Here is a 23,601-nt window from a genome sequence, read left to right as displayed (position 1 = left end):
TGGCGATTCAATCCACGTTCTTGGGTGTTCTATCCACGAATGTGACGGTTCTATCCGTCACTCCGGCTTTTCGTACCGTCGCTTCTGCGCATCCATCCGTCGTTACGCCCCATCTATCCGTCACCTCGGCTCTTCACTTTAAATCGTGCCAATTCTCTAGCACTACACTTTCAACCTACACACCATTTGCGCCAGAATTTTATATTATCAAAACGAAGCGGTTCACCGGACGCCCACAGGAACGCCCCAGTCTAAACGAGAACCAACTCTACTGTCGAAGAGCCACACACACCACTTTCACAGTTATAACCCTAAATTCTTAGCAATAATTACTTTCATAACTTCGTTGGTACCTGCATAAATGGACATGACGGGAATGTCTCGATATCTTCTAGCAATCTTGTATTCCTCCATATAACCGTAGCCACCATGTAACTGCATACATTGGACAGCGAGCTCACGTGCATTTCCCGTTATCCAGTATTTTGCCATTGAAACCTTTGTTACAACGTCATTTCCTGCGATATGTTCTTCTATTAAGGATTCTAAAAAGGATTTGCCGAGTTCAATTTTTGTTGCCATTTCGGCAATTTTGAATTGCGTGTTTTGGAAGTCGCTAATTGATTTTCCGAAAGCTTCACGTGATTTTACATAATCAATTGTTAAAGCAAGCATGTCTTCAGCGGCCGTTTGTGCGGCGATGGCCACTGCTAAACGCTCTTGCTGTAGCTTTTCCATCATATAGATAAAGCCTTTACCTTCTTCACCAAGAAGGTTTTCTACAGGGACGCGACAATCCTCGAAATATAGCTCGGCTGTGTCCTGCGCGTGCATGCCAACTTTTTCGAGTTTGCGGCCTTTTGTGAAGCCTGGTGTCCCGTCCTCAATGACAAGGAGGCTAATGCCACGATGTTTCTTTTCTGCCTGAGGATTTGTTTTTACAGCAACGACTGCTAAATTTGTATGAATACCGTTTGTAATAAATGTTTTTTGTCCGTTAACGACATAGTGATCGCCATCCCGAACGGCAGTTGTTTGGATGTTTGCCAAATCTGAACCTGTACCTGGCTCTGTCATAGCAATGGCTGTAATATTTTCGCCTGTAACGCATTTTGGTAGCCAACGTGATTTTTGCTCATTGGAGCCGTATGCCTCGATATAGGGCACGACGATATCGTTATGCAGACCAACGCCGATAAGGCTTGAACCTACACGCTCTAACTCTTCTTGAATAATAACGCCAAAACTAAAATCGAGCCCGAGACCGCCGTATTGCTCTTCTACTTGAGGGCATAAATAGCCCATTTCCCCAAGCTTACGCCAAAACTCAAGTGGAATAAGATGAACTTTCTCCCATTGTGGATAGTGTGGCTCGGCTTCCTCTGCTAAAAACTTACGTAAAGTTTTACGGAATAACTCATGCTCTGTTGATTCAAATTTATATTTTGTCATATGAACAACACCCCTTTTTTGCTCGTACATGCATAAATTTCCTGTTGCAACTATTATGTTACCGAAATATTCAGAAAAATTAAAGTGTATTATTTATAGTTTTTTAGGTTACCTAGATGACAATATTGTAACTTTCCTAATTAGATTGTCATGTAAATCATACGATTAAATTATATAGAAGATGTACACTTGCAATACTGATAGTTGCCCCTTTACCCTTACTTTCTAGAAGAGAATGCTATAATCAACTAAGACTATATGAAAGTAGGGAACTAAAATATGCCTAAAGTAATTGGTGGAATTCTTTTAATAAGTATATATAGTGGTTTAACTTTTTACTTAGGGTGGGGATTAAAACAGTGGCTTGTGGCGATGGGGTGGTTCCGCTATCCAATTTTATATTGGTTAGTGCTGTATATCATTGCGTTTAGTATTATTATTAGTAGATTGCATGAGTCTTTGCGAATGTTTTCAATCATCAGTAATTACTGGATGTTTATTTTTGAATATGGATTATTACTTTGCTTAGTAGCACACTTGATTATTTGGCTAAGTCCCTTTAGCAGTGTAAAGATAGTTGGTAGTATAGCCATTGCTATGTTGTTTGTATTAGGGGTTGTGGGCACCTATCTAGCGTATTCACCCGTTGTCCGTCATTTAGACATAACGATGGATAAAAAGAGTAGTGAACTAGAATCGATGAGAGTTGTAGTTGCATCAGATTTTCATTTAGGAGTTCTATCAAATAAAAGTCATTTACAGCGCTTCGTAACTTTATCGAATGAAGCAAAGCCAGATATCGTCTTTTTAGCAGGAGATATTGTGGATGATGATCCTAAATGGTTTGTTAAAGAGGGAATGGCAGATGTGATGAAGCAATTATCATCTACATATGGCGTGTATGGTGTACTTGGCAATCACGAGTATTATGGCAAGAAAATCCCTGAGTTTATTGAAGAGATGGAAAACGCAAATGTAAAAATTTTGTGTGATGAAACTATTAGAATCGATAATGTGTTAGTATTAACGGGTCAAGAAGATATTACAAACAAAGATAGAAAGCAATTAGATGCATTGAAGACAACTGATGATTTACCTTGGTTTGTCATGAATCATACCCCGAATGATTTAAATACGCCTGCAAAACTAGGCGTAGACTTCCATATGTCAGGTCATACACATAAGGGTCAACTATGGCCCAATCAGTATATTACTGCTAGTGTATTTGAGCTTGATTATGGTTATAAGTTGAGGGAGAAAATGCATACACTTGTTTCATCAGGTTTTGGCTTTTGGGGTCCTCCAATGCGACTAGGTAGCCGCTCTGAACTATGGGTTGTGGATATAAACTTTCGTTAAAAGGTGAACTGGACACTCAGAAATCAAACCCACGTTATGGCAATGAGCTCATAGTGTATTTTATAATATGTTTGTATTTAATTAACAAAAGGTAAGGTGACAATGTGGATATCATTGAATTATTAAAGGCGCTTATTTTAGGCTTTGTCGAGGGTATGACAGAGTTTGCACCAGTGTCGTCGACAGGTCATATGATTATTGTGGACGATATGTGGTTAAAGACAGAGGAGTTTTTAGGGATGTATCCCGCCAATACATTTAAAATCGTTGTACAGCTAGGCTCTATTTTAGCCGTTATCGTTGTTATGTGGAAACGAATGTTAAATTTAGTGGGACTTTATAAAATTGAAGGCCAATCGAACTCAGTGAAAGGTCACTTCAATTTAGCACATGTTATTGTGGGTATGTTGCCAGCGACTATAATTGGCTTTGCGGCGAAAGATTTTATCGATGATCATTTATTTAAAGTGGAGCATGTTATTTATGCTTTAGTAGCTGGGGCAATTTTAATGATTATTGCAGATAAATTTGCAACGAAAAAACCAAGCGTTGATTCTTTAGATAAAATTTCTTATGGTTTAGCATTTAAAGTAGGGTTAGTACAATGTTTATCACTTTGGCCAGGGTTCTCTCGTTCGGGTGCAACAATATCGGGTGGTGTTCTATTTGGAATGAGTCACCGCGTGGCGGCAGACTTTACTTTCATTATGGCAGTACCGATTATGGCTGGTGCTAGTCTAGTATCTGTACTGAAAAACTGGGATACGCTATCTATGGATTATTTAGGATTCTATGTAGTGGGCTTCATTAGCTCATTTATCTTTGCGTTACTATCTATTAAATTCTTCTTAGCGCTTATTTCAAAAGTGAAATTAATGCCATTTGCTATTTATCGTTTAGTATTAGCTGCTGTACTAGCTGTTATTATCTTTATGTAATGTATAAAGTCACTCTTCTATTAAAGAAGGAGTGGCTTTTTTTTAGCGATTTTATTCTGTTCTAAGAAAAATGGTATGGTTATTAAGTATTGTTTGTAAGGTTGGTAGATTAATGCTTTTTACAAAAATAGATATTTTCTACCTATTTATTGTCATTTCAGTTGTATAGACAGTATAATTAATTTTAGAATTATTTGTTTTTAGTAGAATATACATAGGTGCGATGGGGTGTAGAACTTGTTTCATATTGGAAGTAAACCTAAGAAAAATACAATTGAGATTAGTGACGAATCAAGTATAGGCGTTATTATTCAAGATCAGGAACGTTTACAACAGTTAAATCTAGTAAATCTGACGAATGAAGATTTGCAATTAATTAAAAGTTTAAAGCCATATGTTGAACGAAATGTCGCAGAGGTGGTAGCCGCATTTTATCAGGCAATTGAAAGTGTGCCAGACTTATGTGAAGTTATTGAAAAGTACAGTTCTAGTGAGCGTTTACGCCAAACATTACGCCTCCATATTATAGAAATGTTCGAAGGGCGTATAGATGATGCATTTTTGGAGAAGAGAAGACGGGTCGCAAAAATGCATGTAAAGATTAACCTGTATCCCAAGTGGTATTTAGCAGCCTTTCAAAATCTTGAAAAATTGTTAAGAAAGATTGTATATACGCTTCAATTAACGAGGGAAGAAGAAGAAAAGTTTTGCGAAGCGATTAGTAAAATATGTAGCTTTGAACAACAGATTGTCCTAGAGGAATATGATCATTATGCTAAGACATTAATGGAACAGCAACAGGATAGCGTTCGAGTACATGTGAAGGAAGTTATAGGTGGGATATCTACGCAGCTAGATACTCAATCTCATAGCACGAATGAAACAGTGACCGAACTTGTTGATAACGCTAAGGAAGTGAATGAATACTTGAAGGACAGTATCGACGAGGCAAAAACAATGCAAAAGGTATCGTCTGAAGGTTATTCAAAAATAGTCCAAATCAATGAGCAAACAGGGGAGATTCATCATAAAACAGTTGAAATGTCGGCTATGGTGGAGCGATTAAATCACTCTTCCTCTAAAATTAATGCTGTTATTGAAATAGTGAAAAGGATTTCTGATCAAACAAATTTACTTGCGTTAAATTCAGCTATTGAGGCTGCACGTGCAGGGGAGCACGGAAAAGGCTTTGCTGTCGTGGCGAGTGAAGTTCGTAAGCTTGCAGACCAGACGAAAAGTTCAGTTGAACAAATTGGGGACCTTATTACGATGTCGAATGGTATTACAAAACATGTTGTTCAAGCTATTCATGAGATCCAAGAGCTGGTGAACGATAGTATTGAGCAAAACTCGGATTCTTTAAAAGCGTTTGATGCCATATCTGGTTCAGTAAACGGTTCAATCTCAAACTTCCAAAACGTCGGACTAAAAATAACAGAATTGGCGGAAATTATAGAAACCATTGGAGAATCATCCGAGGAATTAAAACAAGTTGCCAATCGTTTAGATACAACAATTAGAGAATTTTAACGACTATGCATAAAACTGTGCATAGTTTTTTATTTATTAGCATAGTGAAGGGGTGATTTCCGTTCCGGATAGGCGCTTTGTTGCTGCCGCTTCGCTTTCGCACAGATAAAACATTTGTTGCTGCCGCTTCGCTTTCGCACAGAGCAAAGCTTCCTGGGGGTGTCCGATGAGCCGCTTCACTCGCGATGCTTGCTCCAGGGTCTCGGACCAACAGATGTTTTTTGCGCGAAAGCGTAGTGCTAACGTAGCGGCAGCAGAGGGTTTTGGTTTTGTTTATGCGAAAGCGCAGCGACAGCAACAGCATGATGTTGGTCACGGATGTGTTATCACAGGACATGATGCTTTTAGCCTTCGTGCCTCTATCGCTGATCCCCGAGGAGTCGCCCATCCTCCACTCCAATAAACCTATTTGCATGGCATACGTTTAACAAAATGTTATCCCTAACCAATTCATTAGAAATCACTTGTATGGCCTATTACCATAGCGAGTTTCTGTTCACTGGGCGCTATCAACTTAGCTCATGAACAAACCTTTTAAATAATATGCTATCCATAATTGATAGGCCTAGTTTTATTTTTCATAAATAATAAGACAAAATCACTTTTCAGAAGGACAAAACACAAAATAGGCGGATGAAGTTTGGGAAGTGATAAAAAAGGAATAGTGTCATAAATGCAAAAATAAGAAATCCCTAGAAAATGAGCGTTCTAAGTGTTACGCTATAGGCGAATTGAGTAGAGAGGTGTTCGAAATATGAAAAAGAAATTATTTATTACACGTAAGTTTCCGCCACATATAGTTGAACCATTGGAAGAGTTTTATGATATTAAACAATGGGAGGAGGAGGAAATTGTTATACCGCGGGAAAAACTATTGGCAGCTGTCGCAGATTGTGAAGCACTGTGGGTAACGCTTGCTGATCAAGTCGATGAAGAGCTGTTAGTACACGCACCACATTTAAAGCTTGTGACAAATTTAGCAGTTGGATTTAATAACATTGATATTAAAGCTTTGCGTAAGCGCGGAATAATGGCGACAAATACGCCAGGAGTTTTAACAAATACGACGGCTGATTTTGTGATGGGATTATTGCTTGCAACGGCTCGTAGAATTCCAGAAAGCGATCGATATTTGCGTGAGGGTAAATGGAAAAGCTGGTATCCGATGCAATTAGTAGGCAAAGATGTTTCAGGGTCCACTATAGGAATTATTGGAATGGGACGTATTGGTCAAGCTGTTGCAAGACGCGCAAAAGGTTTTGATATGAAAATTTTATACAACAATCGTAGACGTCGCCATGAGGCAGAGGAAATGTACGGCTTTCAATATGTATCGTTAGAGGATCTTTTAAAACAATCGGATTTTGTTGTGATTATGACACCTTTTAACGATGATACAGTAGGACTTATTGGGGCAGAGGAACTTGCTTTAATGAAGGATGATGCGGTATTAATTAATGCGTCACGTGGTGGCATTATCGATGAGAACGCACTTTATGACACATTAAAAAGTGGTAAGCTGTGGGCTGCAGGGCTAGATGTTTTTGAGCAAGAGCCTATTGCGTTGGATCATCCATTGTTGACGCTTCCTAATGTTGTAGCACTCCCGCATATCGGTAGTGCCTCGCTCCAAACTAGAACGGCTATGCTGATGCTGAACGTTAAAGCACTTACTGCTTACGGGCAGGGCCAAACTCCTTCGAATCGAATAGATTGATGATAATGAAGAAAGGAGCACATCTAATTGTGATGTGCTCCTTTCTTGTTGATTAAGTATGGCTCTTTGCAAAACGAGGGGGTGATTTCCGTTCCTCTATTGCTAATCACCGAGGAGTCGCTCAGTCTCCACTCCAATCAACCACTTCAATTTAAGGTGAGTAGCCATAGCCTTCACTGCATAAAAATTATACGCGAATGCTGATTGGTTTCTTAAATAGCGTCTATTATTTATTAAACATATCAAATAAACCGCCGATGCCACCTTCGCCTTTAGATTGACCGCCACCGCCTTGGGAAATTGGTGCAGCAGCGAAGACGCGGCTTGCTAATCGGCTAAATGGTAAGGATTGAATCCATACTTTACCTGGCCCCTTTAAAGTAGCGAAGAAGATACCTTCACCACCGAACAATGCAGTTTTTACGCCTCCAACCATCTCGATATCGTATTGTACATCAGATGTCATGGCTACTAAACAGCCTGTATCAACACGCAATACTTCGCCATGCTGTAACACCTTTTCATGAATAGCGCCGCCTGCATGAACAAATGCCATGCCGTCTCCTTCAAGTTTTTGCATAATGAAGCCTTCACCACCGAAGAAGCCAACGCCGATTTTCTTTTGGAATTCAACGCCTACTGAAACTCCTTTTGCAGCAGCTAAAAAAGCATCTTTTTGACAAATAATTTTCCCGTTTAATTGACTTAAATCCATTGGAATAATCTTACCTGGGTAAGGAGAAGCAAAATAGACGTGACGTTTACCTGAACCAACGTTCGTAAATGTCGTCATAAATAAACTTTCACCAGTAATTAGGCGTTTTCCAGCTCCAAATAATTTACCCATAAGACCACTATCATGGCTTCCTTTTGAACCATCGCCAAAGATTGTTTCCATATGGATAGCATCATCCATCATCATTAAAGCACCAGCTTCAGCTACTACTGTTTCTTGCGGGTCAAGCTCAACTTGCACATATTGCATATCGTCGCCATGTAATTTGTAGTCAATTTCGTGATTATTCATAATGGGATTCCTCCAAAATTCAATTTAGTATTATATACGATTATATGTTATGTAAGTTTCAATGAATAATTAATTATTTAAGAAAAAAAAGGAATAAGCTAGAAAATGTCGAATATAAAAAACTAGTATGAGTATTTTTTATTTTCGTTTAGCTGAAAATTTGTGATTGTTTTTTCAGTGATCACATAAGATTTTCATCTGTAACTTAGCTAAAAGGAAATAAAATCTCTGGTGATTGTCACCAATATTATTTTATCAAAAGCATGCTTGATAGATTGTTATATATTAAAAATTCGGAATTTTGACATATTTGATTCTGCATAGAGATTAATAGATGACAGCTGTCTAAAAGCAATGCGACTGGTAACGATGATATAGAGGCAACATAGATACTTCAGGGGGTGTTTGTAGTGGAAATGAAAAACTATATCGGTGGTAAATGGGCAACAACTTCCCATTTACAAAGTATAGTAGTGACCAATCCTGCAAATGGGGAGCAGCTAGCTACGATTCCGCGTTCTACGGCAAGTGAGGTAGATGAAGCGGTAGAGGTTGCAAAACAGGCACAAAAAAGCTGGGCATTAGTACCTGCGCCTAAACGTGCTGACTATTTATATGCCATCGGTCAAAAAATGAAAGAGAAGAAGGAACATTTAGCGACCGTTTTAACAAAAGAGATGGGAAAGGTTATTGAAGAAGCTAGAGGTGAAGTACAGGAAGGGATCGATATGGCCTATTATATGGCTGGTGAAGGGCGAAGGTTATTTGGGGAGACAACACCGTCTGAGCTAGCCAATAAATTTGCCATGAGTGTACGGGCACCTATTGGCGTTGTAGCTTTAATAACTCCGTGGAATTTCCCTGTAGCGATTGCCACTTGGAAGTCGTTCCCGGCAATTGTTGCTGGCAATACGTTCATTTGGAAGCCGTCGAATGAAACACCGATGATGGCGTATGAAATGGGTAAAATTTTTGAAGAGGTTGGCTTACCTGATGGAGTAGCAAACATCGTCTTCGGTACAGGGCCAACAGTTGGAACAGCATTAATTGAACATCCAGACGTTAAGGTCATTTCATTTACTGGCTCTACAACAACAGGGAGTAAAGTAGCGGAGTTGGGTGGTAAACACCTGAAGAAAATTTCATTAGAGATGGGCGGGAAAAATGCAGTCATCGTGATGGACGATGCCGATTTACAGCTTGCGACTGAAGGAATCCTATGGAGTGCATTTGGAACTGCTGGTCAAAGATGTACAGCATGTAGTCGCGTGATCGTGCATAAAGATGTAAGAGAGGAACTAGAAAAACGTCTATTAGACGAAATGCATAAGCTAACAATTGGTGACGGTCTAGATGAAAGTGTGAAAATCGGACCTGTCATTAACAAAGCTGCATTGGAAAAGATTAATCACTATGTGCAAATAGGCAAACAGGAAGGGGCGACGTTGTTAGCTGGAGGTAGAATTTTAGCTGAGCCTCCTTATGACAAAGGGTTTTATTATGAGCCTACACTATTTACCAATGTGAAACCTGACATGATTATTGCACAGGAAGAAATCTTTGGCCCGGTCGTTTCTCTTATTGAAGTAGCAAGTTTAGATGAAGCAATCGAAGTAAACAATGGCGTAAAATTTGGCTTATCCAGTTCGATTTTTTCACAAGATGTGAATACGATTTTCCGCGCACAGCGAGATTTAGATACAGGTATTGTTTATGTGAATGCTGGCACAACAGGTGCTGAAATTCATTTGCCATTTGGTGGGACAAAGGGTACGGGGAATGGTCACCGCGACTCGGGTGTAGCTGCCTTGGATGTCTATACAGAGTGGAAAAGTATTTATGTAGACTATAGCGGGAAATTACAAAGAGCACAAATCGATACAGAATAACAGATCAATGAAAGGGGATGTTCTTGATGAAAGTTGTTGTATTAGGTGCAGGTTTAATGGGTAAAGAGGTAGCTCGTGATTTAATAAAAAATAGCAAAGTGGAGTGTGTATTTTTAGGGGATATTGACGTAAAAATAGCACAGGACTTTGTAGACTCGTTAAATACAGATAAAATTGAGGTTGTAGAGCTTCATGCAGAGCGCGATGACTCGTTAATGGAGGTTATTTCAAAAGGTGATGTAGTCGTTAATGCATTATTTTATGCCTTTAATGAGCGTGTAGCAAGAGCAGCTATCGCGGCGGGTGTTCATTCTGTGGATTTAGGTGGTCATATTGGCGGTGTCACAGAAAAAATATTAAATCTCGACGAAGAGGCAAAAGCAAAAGGTGTAACTATTATTCCGGATTTGGGTGTTGCTCCGGGTATGGTCAACATTTTAGCGGGCTACGGTGCTTCGAAATTAGATGAGGTAGAATCTATTAAACTATTTGTAGGCGGTATTCCTACAGAGCCGAAGCCACCTCTTCACTATACACGCGTATTTTCTTTAGATGGTGTTTTTGATCATTATACAGAGCCATCAAAAGTGATTCTAAAAGGTAAACTTCAAGAAGTTCCGTCATTATCAGGCGTTGAACCTATTTATTTCAAAGATTTTGGTGTGCTTGAGGCATTTTATACATCTGGCGGTATATCGACGTTGGATAAGACATTCCCAAATGTCCAAACATTAGAATATAAAACAATTCGTTATAAAGGACATGCAGAGAAATTTAAGCTACTAGCTGATTTAGGATTCCTCGATGCTAGTAATAAGGTAGAGGTAGAAAATCAGGAGGTTTCTGTACGTCCAGTTGTTCGTGAGGCACTTAAAAAGAAACTTGAGCTTGGTTCAAAACCAGATGCCGTGCTATTGCGTGTTATTGTAGCGGGTGAAAAGGCACAGCAACAAGTGACGTATGAGTACGAAATGGTTGTAACTAAAGATATGTCGATTAATGAAACAGCTATGGCTCGGTCAACAGCCAATACAATCTCTGTCGTTGCTCAAATGATTGGAGAAAATAAAATTACAGAGCGCGGTGTATTTGCACCTGAATCAATTGTTCCGGGCGACATTTATATTGAAGAAATGGCTAAACGTGGTGTAGTTATTAAGGAAACGTCTCATACGTCTGCAATGATCGTGAAATGGTAGGTGCTCGGTCATGAATTTCGAATTTACCACTGAGCAGGAAATGTTACGTAAAACAGTACGGAAGTTTGTGGATGATGAAATACTTCCACATATTGCGAAGTGGGATGCTGAAGGTTGCTTCGATCCGAAGATTTGGTCAAGACTAGCTGAGCTTGGCTTAATGGGCGTTTGTGTCCCAGAACAATACGGTGGCAGTGGTATGGATTACAATGCACTCGCCATTGTTTGTGAAGAGCTTGAACGTGGAGATACAGCATTTCGTACAGCTGTTTCCGTTCATACAGGCCTGAATAGTATGACCTTAATGCAATGGGGAACAGAGGTTCAAAAACAGCGATATCTTGTTCCGCAGGCGAAAGGTGTTCGGATTGGAGCGTTCGGTTTAACAGAGCCTGGAGCGGGATCAGATGTAGCTGCTATGTCTACGACCGCTATAAGGGATGGAGACTTTTACGTATTAAATGGGCAGAAAACATGGATTTCCTTATGTGATATAGCTGACCATTTTATCGTTTTTGCTTATACGGATAAATCGAAGAAGCATCATGGCATTAGTGCATTTATCGTAGAGCGTTCTATGGCGGGCTTTACGTCGAAGGCGATTAAAGGTAAATACGGTATTCGTGCTGGTAACACGGGTGAGCTCTTTTTTGACAATCTACGTATACCTGTAGAGAATCGTCTAGGAGAAGAAGGAGAAGGCTTTAAAATTGCAATGTCCGCGTTAGATAATGGTCGTTTTACCGTAGCTGCTGGCGCTGTTGGTCTCATTCAAGCGTGTCTCGAGGCGAGTGTGAAATACTGTCATGAACGCGAAACATTTGGAAAGCCTATTGGTGAGCACCAGCTAGTAGGGCAAATGATTGCCAAAATGGAAGCTGGCTATCAAATGAGCCGCTTGCTTGTCTATCGTGTTGGAGAATTAAAAAACAAAGGTGTACGTAATACGCGAGAGACATCATTAGCAAAGTGGCAGGCTTGTGATTTTGCCAATAAAGCTGCAGATGATGCAGTGCAAATTTATGGAGCATATGGTTATTCGGATGAATATCCAGTTGCCCGTTATTTGCGTAATTCGAAAGCACCCGTTATTTATGAAGGCACGCGGGAGATTCATACAATTATGCAGGCGGACTATGTATTAGGAACCCGCCAAGATAAGCCATTAGCAAAAATGCTACCGAAATGGCGATTTGAAGAGTAAGCGTTTTTAAAAAAGAATCCGAATTTAGGGTTCTTTTTTTATGTCTAAGCAAAATATTCCATTTAGTTACAATTGTACCGGTTTTTATGATTTAATTGTGTCTTAACGTTCAAATTATACTAGGAAATATTGTTATAATATAACATTTAATGTTGCTTTGATCACATAATATGGTATTTTTAAAAAGGTGATATAGTTCTAAATAATCAACGTATTGCCGAATTATAGATGTAGTACCATAGGAGGGTTTTTTATGAAGAAAAAATTAAAATTCAATCAAGTGTTACTTGGAGTAAGTACAATGGCACTGTCGTTCGGAGCGTTACAAGCAGAAGCATCAGCAGCAGAAAAAACGCCTTATAATGTATTACAAATGAAGCCTGCCGGCATAGTGACTTCGAATGATGAAGTTACACATTCTACAACGGCTGATGAAACATTGTCATTTGAAAAACGTTTGGAAATTGGCGATTTTTCGGAACACCCAGCTCCAACTATAAAGCTTGCTGAAACGAAGCAATTGCAGGAACAGTACTCGACGGCAGAGCTTAATAAAATGAGCGATAGTGAGTTAATTGATACGCTAGGAAATATTCGTTGGTATCAAATTACAGACCTATTCCAATTCAATGAGGAAACAAAAGCTTTTTATCAAAATAAAGAGCGCATGCAGGTAATCATCGACGAATTAGGGAAAAGAGGACGTTCTTTTACGAAAGATGATTCAAAAGGTATTGAAACATTTGTTGAGGTATTGCGTTCTGCTTTTTATTTAGGATTTTATAATAAGGACCTAGGTTATTTAAACGAGAGAAGTTTCCAAGATCAGTGTTTACCAGCATTAAAGGAGATGGCTAAAAATCCGAACTTTAAATTTGGTACAGATGAGCAAGATAAAGTGGTATCTGCTTATGGGAAATTAATCGGTAATGCTTCTAGTGATGCAGAAACAGTTCAGTATGCTACGAAGATTTTAAAACAGTATAAGGAAAATATCTCTACATATGAAAGCGATTCTTTAAAAGGGCAAGCAATCTATGATTTAATACATGGAATTGATTATGATTTACAGTCGTACTTGCATCAGACAGGTAAAGAAGCGAATACGACGATGTGGTATGGCAAGATTGATAGTTTCATCAATGAAGTGAATAACATTGCGCTTTTACATAAGGTGACAGATAACAATAGTTGGTTAATTAATAATGGTATTTATTATGCAGGGCGTTTAGGGATATTCCATAGTAATCCGGATATAGGTTTAGAAGTTGTTACACAAGCAATGCATATGTATCCATATTTAAGTGAAGCTTATTTTGTAGCAGTAGAGCAACTTACTACAAATTATGGTGGAAAAGACTCTAGTGGAAATGAAGTAGATTTAGAGAAAATGCGTGAAGAGGGCAAGAAGCAGTATTTACCGAAAACATATACATTTGATAACGGCTCGATTGTCTTTAAGACGGGAGCTAATGTAACAGATGACAAAATTCAAAGATTATACTGGGCTGCAAAAGAAGTAAAAGCACAATATCACCGTGTCATTGGGAATGATAAAGCATTAGAGCCAGGCAATGCTGATGATGTATTAACAGTTGTCATTTATGACTCTCCAGATCAATATCGCTTAAACCGTCAATTGTACGGCTATGAAACAAATAATGGTGGTATTTATATTGAAGAGAAGGGTACGTTCTTTACATATGAACGTACGCCGGAGCAAAGTATTTATAGTTTAGAAGAGTTGTTCCGTCATGAATTCACACATTATTTACAAGGAAGATACGAGGTTCCTGGTTTATTCGGGACAGGTGATATGTATCAAAATGAACGACTAACTTGGTTCCAAGAAGGAAATGCAGAATTCTTTGCAGGATCAACGCGTACAAATGATGTTGTTCCACGTAACAGTATTATTAGTGGATTATCAGATGACCCATCACAACGTTATACAGCTAAACAGACATTGTTTGCAAAATATGGATCATGGGATTTTTATAACTATTCGTTTGCGCTGCAGTCCTATATGTATACTCATCAATTTGAGACATTTGATAGAATTCAAGATTTAATTCGTGCGAACGATGTGACAAATTATGATGCGTATCGTGATTCTTTAAGTAAAGATTCACAACTGAATACGGAATACCAAGCGTATATGCAGCAATTGATTGATAATCAAGAAAAATACGAGGTGCCACAAGTAGCAGAAGATTATTTAGTGGAACATACACCAAAAGCGTTAACTGAAGTGGAGCAAGAAATTGCCGAAGTTGCTAACGTAAAAGATGTAAAAATGACAAAACATAAGTCTCAATTCTTTAATACATTTACACTCGAAGGTACGTATGTAGGTAGTGAAACACAAGGTGAATCTAACGATTGGAAAACGATGAGTAAGCAAGTGAACCAAGTGCTGGAGCAGCTGTCGCAAAAAGAGTGGAGCGGCTATAAAACAGTGACTGCGTATTTCGTCAACTACCGTGTGAATGCAGCAAACCAATTTGAATATGATATTGTTTTCCACGGCGTTGCGACGGATGAAGGAGATCATCAAGCGCCTATTGCAAATATCAATGGTCCATATGCTGGAGTCGAAAATGAAGAAATTCAGTTCAAGAGCGATGGTTCAAAAGATAAGGATGGTAAAATCGTTTCTTACCTTTGGAATTTTGGCGATGGCAAAACAAGTGATGAGGCAAACCCTACTCATGTATACGAAAAAGAAGGCACATATAATGTGACATTAACAGTGAAAAATGATAAGGGAATAGAAAGTAAAGATCGTACAATTGTATCTGTACGAAAAGGCGTACAAACAGAGAAACCTCATTCAGAAGAAGCGAAGACCATTCCATTTAATACGCCCCTAAAAGGTGATTTGGTTGGTGATGATGATACGGATGTATACACATTCGATGTTACATCTGCAGAAGAAATCGATATTTCTGTTTTAAATGAAAATCAAATTGGCATGACATGGGTGCTTTATCATGAGTCTGATAAGCAAAATTATGTAGCATATGGACAGGAAGATGGAAATAATATAAAAGGTAAACTTCATGCGGAACCAGGGAAGTATCATCTATATATTTATAAAGTTGATAATGAAAACGGGACATATACAGTAAATGTACAAAATAGTGCACAAACAGAGCTAGAACCAAATAATCGTCCAGAAGAAGCGAATATGATTCCATTTAATAAGCCCTTAAAAGGTAGCTTGATGGATGATGATCATACGGATGTATACACATTCGATGTTACGTCTCCAAAAGAAATCGATATTTCTGTCCTGAATGAAAATCAAATTGGCATGACATGGGTGCTTTGTCATGAGTCTGATATGCGAAATTACGTAGCATATGGACAGGAAGATGGAAATAATATAAAAGGTAAATATAATGCGAAACCAGGCAAATATTATTTATACATTTACAAATTTGATAATGAAAATGGTGCGTATTCAGTAACAGTACAATAGTAGAAGCTAATTTGAAAACGAGAGGGATTCACGTCCTCTCGTTTTTTTACTGAGGAAAATTTCGGAATAATGTAACTCTTTTGCTCTTAAGTAGTCTAAATAATAAACAACTTTATGAAAGGTAGGAAAAATAATGAAAAATAAGTGGCTAGCATTGCTAATCATCATCGTACTAGCTATTTTGCCAGGAATTTTTACGCTCATGTCGACCCCGAAAGTGGAGGCACAGACTACAAATGAGAGTAAGACAACTCATAGCTGGCAAGTATCCTTTACGAAGGCACTAAAGGCAAGCAAAATAACGGAAGACAATGTTTACGTAACAAATAGCAAAAATCAAAAGGTAACAGCCACTGTCGCATTAACAGATGATAACAAGACAGTTCTCATTAGCGATTTGGTACCTGGTAGCTATAAATTACATGTGAAGAAAGAAGCGTTTGTACTAGGTGGTCCGAAAACAACATCGCAAGAAATAGCATTCACCATCATTGAAAAGCTGGAAGCCGTCAAATCAGAAAAAGAGTTACAACAATATTTTGAAACACTTATAACTAATGCACAAAGAGAGGTGCGTGAAGAAGCAAACACAGAAATGGCGAGTCGCGAGGACAAAGCAAGTGCAAAGGACTCCTCAACGACGAATAATCAAGTCGAAGGCGTGGAGGAGGGTGATATAGTCGTTGTCAAAGATGGCTATATTTACGCTGTAAAAGATCAGAACATTACTGTAGTGGATGCTAAAGATCCGAAAAATTTAAAGCTAGCAACAACGATCAAGATGAAGGAAACCCAATATATTTCGAAGCTAGCAGTATATGACCATTTATTAATAGCAATTAGCGATGAATATTTAGAAAAAATGGGCACGAGCATGACGAAAGCTTCTTTATATGATATTTCAAATCCAAAAAATCCAAAGCTAATACGTGAAGTGGGGCAAGAGGGGTATTTACAAGATATTCGAATTACAAATGACACATTATATTTAATCGGTAATATGCATCCGAATTATTGGATGCTTAGAGAGAAAAAAGCGCCAGACTTAAAACCGAAAACATATGATAGTGTAGAAGGAAAAGAATATAAAAGTTTACCTCTAGAGAAAATTTCTATTTTACCAAATACAATGGATGGAACATATAGCTTAATGACAGCGGTGGACTTAAAAAATGGTGCTCAGAAAACGGCGAATACGAAAGGATACTTAGGTGGCAGTAGTGGACTTTATATGTCGGAGAATGCACTTTATTTAACAACACCTATTTATGACGGAAATATAGTGCCTGCTGCTGGCATCATGATGGATAGAATCTGGATGCCAAGAACAACGAATACACAAGTTTTTAAATGGAATGTTGATGGAACTGACATGAATTTTGTAGGTACTACGGAAGTAAAAGGATCTGTGTTAAATCAATACTCAATGGATGAATATAAAGGTAATTTCCGCATCGTTACAACGGAAGGAAATGCATGGGATGAACAACAAATATCAAAAAATCACCTATTTATTTTAGATAATAAATTGCAGCAGCTCGGTGCTGTAAAAGATTTAGCTCCTGGTGAAAAAGTGTATTCTGCACGCTTTATGGGCGAAAAAGCATATGTAGTAACATTCAAGCAAGTGGATCCACTATTTGTGATTGATGTAGCAAACCCGAAAAAGCCAACTGTGCTAGGGGAGCTAAAGATTCCAGGCTTTAGTAACTATTTACATCCATTAGACGATACACATTTAATCGGCATCGGCTATGATACGGAGCAACGCTATGATGCCTATACGAAGCGTAATTTTACGGTGACAACAAACATGAAAATGTCACTATTTGATGTGTCAGATTTCAAACATCCAAAGGAACAGTCAACCGTAAAAATCGGTGGTAAAGGCTCGTACTCCGATGTTCAATACAATCCTAAAGCGTTATTCCGCAACAAGGAATACAATTACTTTGGTTTCCCAGTTATCCTATATGATGCAGGAAAGGGCGATGAAATTGTCTACAAAGGTCAAGGCGCACAAATCTATGAAATCACTGCAGAGAAAGGCATCGTTCTAAAAGGAAATATCATTAATAAAAGTAAGGGCGATCAGTATGAAAACTGGGAGCAGCTTGTACAGCGAGTAGTCTATATAGATGACGCGCTTTACACAGTAGCTCGCAACGAAGTAAAGAGTTATCAACTAAAAGACTTCAAACCACTTGATACATTAACAATTAAATAACGAAAAGAGTCCAATAAACTTAAGGTGAGTTTATTGGACTTTTCATGTTGTTGAAAAACACGTCGGTGTATTAAATAAAGTTAGGCTCTTTTGCAAAGCGAGGGGTTGATTTTAGTTTGATCGGGACATTTTCGGGGATTATCGCCCAACTTTAAAAGTTTATCGATCAACTTTCGCGTTTTATCGCTCAACTTCTGAATTTTATCGATCAACTTTCAAGTTTTATCGACATCCGCCTTCAGAAGGGCAAAAAGGTGTCACACACAAGACTGTGCGTGACACCTTAACTCATTGAAATAAATTAACACAAAAAAGTCCAATAAACCTTGAGTTCATTGGACTTTTTCTTTAATTATTTTTGACGATATGGAAGAATTTCTGATACTGTCACGAATTCATAGCCTTGCCCTTGTAAATAAGCAAGTACAGCATCAAGACCGTCGGCAGTCGATTGATGAATATCATGCATTAAGACAATGGCGTTATTGTGTATATTATTTTTAACATTAGGTAGGAGCTGTTGCGCATTGCGATGCTTCCAGTCTAATGTATCGATTGACCATAAAACAACAGGAATTGGAATTTGGGCATTAATCGTATCATTTGTTGCGCCATACGGTGGTCTAAATACAGTTGGCTTGTGATTAATGGCTTTTTCAATCTCCGCAAATGTAGATGTGTATTGATTCACTGCCTGCTCTAGTGGCAGTTTTGTTAATACAGGATGGTCCCATGAATGATTACCGATTTCATGTCCTCTTGCAAGTACATCTCTTGCGATGTCAGGGTAATATTGTACGCGACTACCAAGCATAAAGAAGGTAGCTTTTGCGTTATATTTATCGAGCGTATTTAAAATCTGTTCGGTAACTTTTGGATGTGGACCATCATCAAAAGTTAAGGCAATGCGTTTTTGGTTTGGATCACCTACGTTAACTGGCTTCGTCGGTTTTTCCATAGCAATCTGGAATTCAGAAGCTAACAACGGATTGATAAGTGAAAGGGGAAGCTTCACAGTTTGTGGACCAGCTACTCCGCTAGCAATCTCATACTCATCAAAATAGAATTGTAACGAACTATCAACGATAGCAAAGCGATGGAAGTTAGACCACTTCGGTTCAGTTGACTTGATGACATCATCCTTGAAAAGGTCTTCCTTTAACTTAGGATTTTGTTGTAAGTCCTTACGTACATAAGTAGCTAATGCCGATAAGTTGTTTTCATCGTTATTTAACAATGTTTCAATGGAAATTAATTTACCAGTTTCATGATTGATAAAGAATGTTTTTGTTGAAATATCAGGATTGGCTCCACCTGTATACAACGTTTTTGTTAGCACAAAGGAATAGTAGTGCTTCTGGTATGGGAAAGTTTCCAAACTAATATTCAGCTCACCCATTGCCTCTTTATCTTTATTTTTTTTCATAGATGACAGATAGTTTTCTTTTGAATCCGTTATGTACTTTAGTACAGCATCATTAAAAGCTTTATTATCTGTTTCTGGATAGTGAATAGCAAAAGGTGTTCGCTTATCATTAGAAACATCGGTTACAATACGTATACCTGGAAACGCAGAGCTTTCAGTGGATAGGTTACTCGTTATTGAATTTGTATCTGTCTCTTTTGAGGCACTGATTTTTTGAAACTTAAAGTCATCCTTTGATAGGATAATGACTAAAATAATAGTTGTTAATGAAATGATGAGGCCGATTAATAGGAAATCAATCATTGGCCCGCGTTTTTTTCTGCGTTCCGGCATTTTGAGGGAGACGCTCCTTTCCGTATTTATTTTTCTATACAATCAGACGTGTTAGTCATTGAAAAAGTTATACGAATCTACGAAGTTTTGCTATTAATTTGTGGGAAACAATCCTCATGAATAAATGACTCATTAGCTTATCATTTTCATCATATGAAAGCTAAAATACTTTTGTGTTAAAAGTTGAAATTTTAGTTGAGTTTTTATTTGCAGTTCGATACTATTGGCAAGGAACCTTTTAAAGGAGGTAGTTAACTGTAATGGTTTTACATGAAGTGGATAATGAACTTACGATTGACTGCTTATTGCTTGCGGGGCGAATTATGATTGAAAGTGGTGCAGAAACATACCGTGTGGAGGATACAATGCTACGTATGGCACATTCTCAAAATATGCTAGATGCGCAATGTTATGCCACACCCACAGGGATCATCTTTTCATTAGGCAAGACACAGCCAACGAGAATTTCATCAATTTCCAACAGGGTAACAGATTTACAAAAAATAGCCTTGGTAAATTCAGTATCTCGGAGACTCACATCTCACATGATAACATTAGAAGACGCTTATGACGAGCTAAAGTCGATACAAAAAACAAATTATTTTTTACCCACATATATTCAAGTCATATCAGCGGCTCTTGCGAGTGGTTGTTTCCTTATAATGTTTAAGGGAGGGTGGTCTGATTTCCTTTTTGCTTGTTTGGCAGGGGGGTTAGGCTTCCTAGTGCTTTTATTGATAAATGACTTAACAAAAGTGAAATTTTTCTCAGAATTTACAGCTTCATTAGTAGTAGGAACGATTGCTGTCTTTTCAGTGAAGTATGGCCATGGTACGGAAATAGATAAAATTGTTATTAGTTCTGTTATGCCACTAGTACCAGGTATTTTGATTACGAATGCAGTTCGGGATTTAATAGCAGGTCATTTTATTTCAGGGATGGCGAAGGGCGTAGAGGCCTTTTTAACAGCTTTTGCAATCGGTGCAGCTATTGCCGTCACTCTATCGTTTTAGGAGGAATGCGACTTGGACTATTTCATACAGTTGATTCTTAGCTTTTTTGCGACGGCGGGTATCGGAGTTATTTTTAATGTACCGAGAAAAAACCTCATTTATTGTGGTTTTGTTGGGGTAGTAGGCTGGATGATTTACTTCATCCTAACAGAGCATGGCATGGATATCGTATATGCCTCGTTCTTTAGCTCTTTCGTCATTGCAATCGTTGCCCATTTGTATGCACGACGCTTCAAAATGCCGATGATTATTTTTATTGTTGGTGGGATTATCCCACTAGTTCCGGGAGGCATGGCTTACAATGCAATGAGAAATGTTGTAGAAGCTGATTATATACAAGGGCTACAGTATGGGTTTAAGGCATTTTTAATTACAGGTGCCATCGTTATAGGACTTGTATTTGCAGAGGTACTGATACAGCTTATTTTCCGTTCTGTCCGAACTAGTAAGGCGACATTCAAGAAGGTCTATAAGAAATAAGGCTCCACAGCCAAAGCAATAGATTGAACAATATAAAGGAGGTTACGTTTTAAACGTAGCCTCCTTTAATTGTTGTACAGAGAAAACATTGTCGTTGTCGCTCCCGAGCTAGTAAGCTCATATTTTGTAGGCTATATCAGGAATTTGCGTACCCTTACAAGGTGCAGGAACAAGCAGATTCCTTTTTCTTTTGCCGTTAAAAAATGAGTAGAATATGAAGCGCATACATAACTTAGCGAGAAATTTCAAGAAAAGTGAATATCAACATATGTTCAAAAACCAGCAAAAGTTGATTTGTATCTTTTTGAGAGGATTGCTAGTGTTAATAACTGTAGAAAATAACAAATATTATTCATTTGCAGGTAGCTACCCTTTGTTATTTTTTCAATATGATGAAAAGGAGATTTCGAAAGGAGTAGATATTTGTGAGAGTAAGACATAACATTTCATCCCTAAATATAAACAACAGATTAACACAACATAAGAAAAAGGCTGATAGTGTATTAGAGAAACTATCTTCTGGATATAAAATCAATCATGCAGGAGATGATGTAGCTGGACTGGCAATCTCTGAAAAAATGCGTGGGCAAATTCGTGGTTTAAATATGGCCGGAAAAAATATTCAGGATGGTATTTCATTAATACAAACAGCTGAAGGGGCTTTAAATGAAGTGCATTCACTTCTTCAACGCGGAAGAGAGTTAAGTGTGCAAGCATCGAATGACACCAATACAGATAGTGATAGAGCAATGATCCAAATGGAATTAGAAGAGATTAAAAAAGAAATTACATCTATTAGTAATAATACGGAATTTAATACTAAAAAATTACTTAATGGTTCACTAAATACTTCATCACTTTCGTCAACTTCACCACCTTCACCACCTTCACCAACCTCATCATTAACTGTTAATGGAGGCACGTATACAGTAGAAGATGGTTGGATTAATTTCAATAGTCTCGAAAACCCTAATGAGAAAAATAAAATTAAGCTTAATGAAGGCGAGAAGGTTATTGATGACCCTGCGAATGGTTATTTTACAGACATCGTAATAACTGCTGAGTATGTTAATGGAGTTCTGAAAAGTATGTCTATTCTGACTCGTCCCCCAGGTGGAAATGAGTATACTAAGTTTATTACAAAAGATAATCCTAGTTTAATATTTTCATATAACGGTGTGACAATTGATCTGCGTCATAGAACACTACCTCCTGGAACCACTGTTGGTTGTGTTGAAGGGCTTATTCAATTAACAGCAGGAGAAAATCGACCTATAGACCATACAGATCCTACAGACCCTACAGACCCAACAGACCCAACAGATCCAACAGATCCAGATCCTACAAATAACGGTTTAAAGCTTCAAATAGGAGCCAATTCTGGTCAGACAACAGAATTAATAATACCTGATATTCGTTCACAGGCCATAGGTATTAATGGTGTTTCAGTTTTGGATAGCTCATTGGCTCAAAGTAGTATTAGTAGTTTCGACGGTGCTATCAATATTGTTTCCAGTGTACGTTCTAGTCTAGGGGCACAACAAAACAAACTTGAACACGCTTATAATTCAGTTACCAATACATCTGAAAATCTTCAATCTGCTGAATCACGTATCCGCGATACTGATATGGCTAAAGGTATGATAATATTCACGAAAAATAATATTTTATTACAAGCTGCCCAAGCAATGCTCGCTCAATCAAATAAACAATCGGAAAATATTTTACAACTACTTCAATAAGTTACTTTAAATTAAGACCACATAAAGGTGGTCTTTTTCTTATTTCCGTACAATATATCCGTTATTCTTCACTCTACCATTCCAGCCAATTTCCTACATTAAGCCTACTATTTATTGATTGCAGAAGATCCTCACGCCCATTTAACCAATTATAAAATGTACAGGACGATCCTTATGTTCTTTGTCCGCCACAGATGCCAGATAACTAATTAGTTGTCTGTCTTTTTTTATGCACAATGAGTATTCCTTGCGAGTTTATATATTGTGATAAAAGAGAATGACCGCTCATAGTAAGCTACGGGAACGAGTAACTTCCTCTCCTTTTGCCGTTAAAAGATGAGTAGAATATGAAGCACATACATAACTTAGCGAGAAATTTCAAGGAAAGTCATTATCAAAATATGTTCAAAAGCTAGCAAAAGTTGATTTGTATCTTTTGGGTATGATTGCTAGTGTTAACAACTATAGGGAGATAACAAACGTTACTCAGGTAGCTACCCTTTGTTATTTTTTAATTATAGTGAAAGGAGATTTCTGAATGAAAAAAGTAAGTCTGCTTTTAATGATCATTCTTTTAGTTC

Annotated in this window: 16 protein-coding genes; 13 read left to right on the top strand and 3 right to left on the bottom strand. The window is 38.0% G+C overall.

Translation table 11 applies throughout. The features are described from left to right. Positions 1–303: 303 nt before the first annotated feature. The gene (locus B1B04_RS24115) at positions 304–1,452 is read right to left on the bottom strand and encodes an acyl-CoA dehydrogenase family protein (protein ID WP_079564032.1); all 1,149 of its coding nucleotides are present in this window, start codon (positions 1,450–1,452) and stop codon (positions 304–306) included. A gap of 279 nt (positions 1,453–1,731) precedes the next feature. Between B1B04_RS24115 and B1B04_RS24110 the strand changes: the two genes are divergently transcribed. From B1B04_RS24110 to B1B04_RS24090, 5 genes are all read left to right on the top strand, one after another. Further along, positions 1,732–2,811, top strand: coding sequence for a metallophosphoesterase (locus B1B04_RS24110; protein WP_079563997.1), 1,080 nt, complete (start codon positions 1,732–1,734; stop codon positions 2,809–2,811). Positions 2,812–2,915: 104 nt separating this feature from the next. Further along, complete coding sequence (locus B1B04_RS24105) at positions 2,916–3,749, top strand: undecaprenyl-diphosphate phosphatase (RefSeq protein ID WP_079563994.1); 834 nt, start codon at positions 2,916–2,918, stop codon at positions 3,747–3,749. Between the two features lie 237 nt (positions 3,750–3,986). Then, positions 3,987–5,279 carry a globin-coupled sensor protein gene (locus B1B04_RS24100; protein WP_079563992.1) on the top strand — a complete coding sequence of 431 codons (1,293 nt, stop codon included), beginning with the start codon at positions 3,987–3,989 and terminating at the stop codon, positions 5,277–5,279. 214 nt (positions 5,280–5,493) lie between these two features. Next, positions 5,494–5,682, top strand: a complete 189-nt coding sequence (locus B1B04_RS24095; protein ID WP_139377003.1) for a hypothetical protein — start codon at positions 5,494–5,496, stop codon at positions 5,680–5,682. A 351-nt stretch (positions 5,683–6,033) separates the two neighbouring features. Beyond that, positions 6,034–6,996 (top strand): 2-hydroxyacid dehydrogenase, encoded by a 963-nt coding sequence (locus B1B04_RS24090; RefSeq protein WP_079563987.1) that lies wholly within the window; start codon positions 6,034–6,036, stop codon positions 6,994–6,996. A 226-nt stretch (positions 6,997–7,222) separates the two neighbouring features. Here B1B04_RS24090 and B1B04_RS24085 read toward each other — a convergent pair whose 3' ends face one another. Further along, on the bottom strand, positions 7,223–8,023 hold the full coding sequence (locus B1B04_RS24085) for a TIGR00266 family protein (protein WP_079563985.1): 801 nt from the start codon (positions 8,021–8,023) through the stop codon (positions 7,223–7,225). 416 nt (positions 8,024–8,439) lie between these two features. Here B1B04_RS24085 and B1B04_RS24080 point away from each other — a divergent pair, with 416 nt between their 5' ends. The 5 genes from B1B04_RS24080 to B1B04_RS24060 all read left to right on the top strand — a co-directional run bounded on the left by B1B04_RS24080 (position 8,440) and on the right by B1B04_RS24060 (position 18,026). Beyond that, positions 8,440–9,912 carry an aldehyde dehydrogenase family protein gene (locus B1B04_RS24080; protein WP_481817199.1) on the top strand — a complete coding sequence of 491 codons (1,473 nt, stop codon included), beginning with the start codon at positions 8,440–8,442 and terminating at the stop codon, positions 9,910–9,912. 26 nt (positions 9,913–9,938) lie between these two features. Next, the gene (locus tag B1B04_RS24075; RefSeq protein WP_079563980.1) at positions 9,939–11,111 is read left to right on the top strand and encodes a saccharopine dehydrogenase family protein; all 1,173 of its coding nucleotides are present in this window, start codon (positions 9,939–9,941) and stop codon (positions 11,109–11,111) included. A gap of 10 nt (positions 11,112–11,121) precedes the next feature. Further along, positions 11,122–12,315, top strand: a complete 1,194-nt coding sequence (locus B1B04_RS24070) for an acyl-CoA dehydrogenase family protein (protein ID WP_079563978.1) — start codon at positions 11,122–11,124, stop codon at positions 12,313–12,315. 253 nt (positions 12,316–12,568) lie between these two features. Further along, positions 12,569–15,799, top strand: a complete 3,231-nt coding sequence (locus B1B04_RS24065; RefSeq protein WP_079563976.1) for a collagenase — start codon at positions 12,569–12,571, stop codon at positions 15,797–15,799. Between the two features lie 133 nt (positions 15,800–15,932). After that, positions 15,933–18,026: a beta-propeller domain-containing protein gene (locus tag B1B04_RS24060; protein ID WP_079563973.1), complete on the top strand. Its 2,094-nt coding sequence runs from the start codon at positions 15,933–15,935 to the stop codon at positions 18,024–18,026. Positions 18,027–18,378: 352 nt separating this feature from the next. On the opposite strand, the gene B1B04_RS24055 is transcribed toward B1B04_RS24060, so the two are convergent. Then, positions 18,379–19,785, bottom strand: a complete 1,407-nt coding sequence (locus B1B04_RS24055; RefSeq protein ID WP_079563970.1) for a polysaccharide deacetylase family protein — start codon at positions 19,783–19,785, stop codon at positions 18,379–18,381. A 260-nt stretch (positions 19,786–20,045) separates the two neighbouring features. Between B1B04_RS24055 and B1B04_RS24050 the strand changes: the two genes are divergently transcribed. The 3 genes from B1B04_RS24050 (at position 20,046) to B1B04_RS26525 (ending at position 23,020) form a co-directional block, all read left to right on the top strand. Further along, positions 20,046–20,798, top strand: coding sequence for a threonine/serine exporter family protein (locus B1B04_RS24050; RefSeq protein WP_079563968.1), 753 nt, complete (start codon positions 20,046–20,048; stop codon positions 20,796–20,798). Between the two features lie 12 nt (positions 20,799–20,810). After that, positions 20,811–21,278, top strand: coding sequence for a threonine/serine exporter family protein (locus B1B04_RS24045; protein WP_079563965.1), 468 nt, complete (start codon positions 20,811–20,813; stop codon positions 21,276–21,278). Positions 21,279–21,703: 425 nt separating this feature from the next. After that, positions 21,704–23,020, top strand: a complete 1,317-nt coding sequence (locus B1B04_RS26525; protein WP_079563963.1) for a flagellin N-terminal helical domain-containing protein — start codon at positions 21,704–21,706, stop codon at positions 23,018–23,020. Positions 23,021–23,601 lie beyond the last annotated feature (581 nt).

Source organism: Lysinibacillus sp. KCTC 33748, from assembly GCF_002237755.1.
Lineage (GTDB): Bacteria > Bacillota > Bacilli > Bacillales_A > Planococcaceae > Lysinibacillus.
The sequence above is the reverse complement of the archived record's forward strand: the minus strand, read 5'-3'. Positions and strand labels throughout refer to the sequence as shown.

What these genes read in the sequence shown, in the direction of transcription:
- B1B04_RS24090 (WP_079563987.1), top strand. Translation starts at nt 6,034, where the DNA reads ATGAAAAAGAAATTATTTATTACACGTAAGTTTCCGCCACATATAGTT.
- B1B04_RS24110 (WP_079563997.1), top strand. Translation starts at nt 1,732, where the DNA reads ATGCCTAAAGTAATTGGTGGAATTCTTTTAATAAGTATATATAGTGGT.
- B1B04_RS24070 (WP_079563978.1), top strand. Translation starts at nt 11,122, where the DNA reads ATGAATTTCGAATTTACCACTGAGCAGGAAATGTTACGTAAAACAGTA.
- B1B04_RS24075 (WP_079563980.1), top strand. Translation starts at nt 9,939, where the DNA reads ATGAAAGTTGTTGTATTAGGTGCAGGTTTAATGGGTAAAGAGGTAGCT.
- B1B04_RS24080 (WP_481817199.1), top strand. Translation starts at nt 8,440, where the DNA reads ATGAAAAACTATATCGGTGGTAAATGGGCAACAACTTCCCATTTACAA.
- B1B04_RS24060 (WP_079563973.1), top strand. Translation starts at nt 15,933, where the DNA reads ATGAAAAATAAGTGGCTAGCATTGCTAATCATCATCGTACTAGCTATT.
- B1B04_RS24115 (WP_079564032.1), bottom strand. Translation starts at nt 1,452, where the DNA reads ATGACAAAATATAAATTTGAATCAACAGAGCATGAGTTATTCCGTAAA.
- B1B04_RS24095 (WP_139377003.1), top strand. Translation starts at nt 5,494, where the DNA reads ATGTTTTTTGCGCGAAAGCGTAGTGCTAACGTAGCGGCAGCAGAGGGT.
- B1B04_RS24065 (WP_079563976.1), top strand. Translation starts at nt 12,569, where the DNA reads ATGAAGAAAAAATTAAAATTCAATCAAGTGTTACTTGGAGTAAGTACA.
- B1B04_RS24055 (WP_079563970.1), bottom strand. Translation starts at nt 19,785, where the DNA reads ATGCCGGAACGCAGAAAAAAACGCGGGCCAATGATTGATTTCCTATTA.
- B1B04_RS24050 (WP_079563968.1), top strand. Translation starts at nt 20,046, where the DNA reads ATGGTTTTACATGAAGTGGATAATGAACTTACGATTGACTGCTTATTG.
- B1B04_RS24085 (WP_079563985.1), bottom strand. Translation starts at nt 8,023, where the DNA reads ATGAATAATCACGAAATTGACTACAAATTACATGGCGACGATATGCAA.